Here is a 1,816-nt window from a genome sequence, read left to right as displayed (position 1 = left end):
AGGCGGCCGAGCATGGCGAAGCCCATGGCCGGCAGGATGTTGGCGGCAACGCCAAAGCCAGCAAGGACAAAGGGCGGGATGAAGTCGAGCATGCCCTGGATAGCGTCAGCACCCAGATAGAACGACAGCGAGCACAGCAGGAACGCCATGATGACACCGGTGGAGCCGATCAGGAAGTGCATCGCATAGACACCCTTAAGGTTGCCCTGGCCGGAGAAGACATCAGCGCGGTCAACCAGGATCGGCAGGGCGGCGTTGAGGATGTTCTTGATGGCAAGGCACAGCGTGGCGATGGGCATGGCAAGCGCGATGGCTGCCTCGGTGCTCTGGCCCAGCTGGATAGCGAAGGCACAGGCAAGCACGCCGCCGATCGTCTCATCAGGCGGCACGTAGGCGCCGATGGAGATCGAGCCCATGAACAGCAGCTCCAGGCTCGCACCGATCGCGAGACCAGACTGCAGGTCCCCCAGGACCAGGCCCACGAGCGGGCACAGGACGATGGGGCGGAACGCATAGAGCGTACCGAGCTGATAGTCGAACTTACCAAATGCGGCGATAAGTCCGATGAGGATTGCTTGGGTAAGCATACATCCCCCTTTCCATATAGGACACTACGAAGAGCTCAGACTCTTCGAATTCAAACGCCTAGAGCACGCTGGCGCAGTCAACCTTGGGGTCATCGGCCAGGGGTCGAATCTCGACCTCAACGCCACGATCCAGCATCTCGCGCACATCGGCTTCCTCGGCCGCGGTCAGGAAGATCTGACGAGAGACCTGACGAGCGTCGGGACGCTTCTCGTCCTTGGGCTTGGTGTTGCCCAGGTTGACCGACCTGATCTGCGGGCAGCCCTCAACAAGTTGCTTTGCCTCAGCGATAGTGGCGACGCAGATGATCATCTTGTACTTGTCGGTCACGCCCGAGTTGATAGCTTCGATTGCATGCTCCATATCTTTGATGACGAGCTTGCAGCCGGCAGGCTTGCCCATCTTGAGCGTCGTCTTCCACACCGGGTCGTTGGCGACCTTATCGCCCACGCAGAAAATGCAGTTGGAGCCGAGGCCCTGAACCCAGGAAACTGCGACCTGGCCATGAAGCAGGCGATGGTCAACGCGAAGTAGCTGAATCATAATGTGACCCCCCAAAGGTCTTGCGCCGTCTTACGACATGTCAATAGGTGCTGCGGATTAGAACTCTTCTTCCTCGTCGTCATCAACCAAAAGGTCGTTGACAAACTTCACGCGCGTATCGTCCGCAGCGACGATGGCGCGAATCGTCTCCTCAACCGGCACCGACTCGTCAGAGAACAGCAGCTGGATGAGCAGAGGGAGGTTCATGTTGGTAACGAGGTACGTGCGGGGACGCGTCTGGACGATCTTGGTGAACTCGTTGTTGACGCTGCCGCCAAAGAGGTCGGTGCACACGACGACATCATCGTCGGCAGACATGCCTGCCAGCAGTTTTTGGGCCTCCTCGGCCACGTCCATGCGGCCATCGACGAACATCGAAAGATCGTGGACGTTGTCGCGAGCGCCCGAGAGCAGCTCGACGCTCTCCTTGATGCCGGTGGCGAAGTGCGCATGGCTGGCGATGATGTACTGTCTCATTCTGTGTTCCTCTCAATAGCCCGGCACGTTCCCGCACCCGTTTTCTTTAGTAGTCGAACTGGTGATAGTAGCGACGATACTTGAGGTTGTGCTTGGTGACCGTCTCGTAGTAGCGAGCCAGGCGGTCGGTCACGAGCACCGTCAGAATCCACGGGGAGACGATGACGCGGAACTCGTCGTCAAGGCCCGGGATCGCGAACTCGGCGGTGTC

The 1,816-nt window shown here is 59.2% G+C and carries 3 protein-coding genes; all 3 read right to left on the bottom strand.

Features of this window, described 5'->3' with window-relative positions; translation table 11 throughout:
- Window positions 1–587 (bottom strand): PTS sugar transporter subunit IIC (locus DWV32_RS09990; protein ID WP_147346231.1); only part of this gene is annotated, 587 nt, incomplete at its 3' end.
- A 58-nt stretch (window positions 588–645) separates the two neighbouring features.
- Window positions 646–1,128 carry a PTS sugar transporter subunit IIB gene (locus tag DWV32_RS09985; protein ID WP_117758040.1) on the bottom strand — a complete coding sequence of 161 codons (483 nt, stop codon included), beginning with the start codon at window positions 1,126–1,128 and terminating at the stop codon, window positions 646–648.
- Window positions 1,129–1,185: 57 nt separating this feature from the next.
- Entirely contained in the window at window positions 1,186–1,605 is a 420-nt protein-coding gene (locus DWV32_RS09980) for a PTS sugar transporter subunit IIA (RefSeq protein WP_117758039.1), read from the bottom strand.
- Window positions 1,606–1,816 lie beyond the last annotated feature (211 nt).

This window comes from Collinsella sp. AF04-24, from assembly GCF_003465685.1.
GTDB lineage: Bacteria > Actinomycetota > Coriobacteriia > Coriobacteriales > Coriobacteriaceae > Collinsella > Collinsella aerofaciens_AP.
Note: the sequence above shows the minus strand (reverse complement) of the source record. Positions and strands in the feature narration are given on the sequence as shown.

What these genes read in the sequence shown, in the direction of transcription:
- DWV32_RS09985 (WP_117758040.1), bottom strand. Translation starts at nt 1,128, where the DNA reads ATGATTCAGCTACTTCGCGTTGACCATCGCCTGCTTCATGGCCAGGTC.
- DWV32_RS09980 (WP_117758039.1), bottom strand. Translation starts at nt 1,605, where the DNA reads ATGAGACAGTACATCATCGCCAGCCATGCGCACTTCGCCACCGGCATC.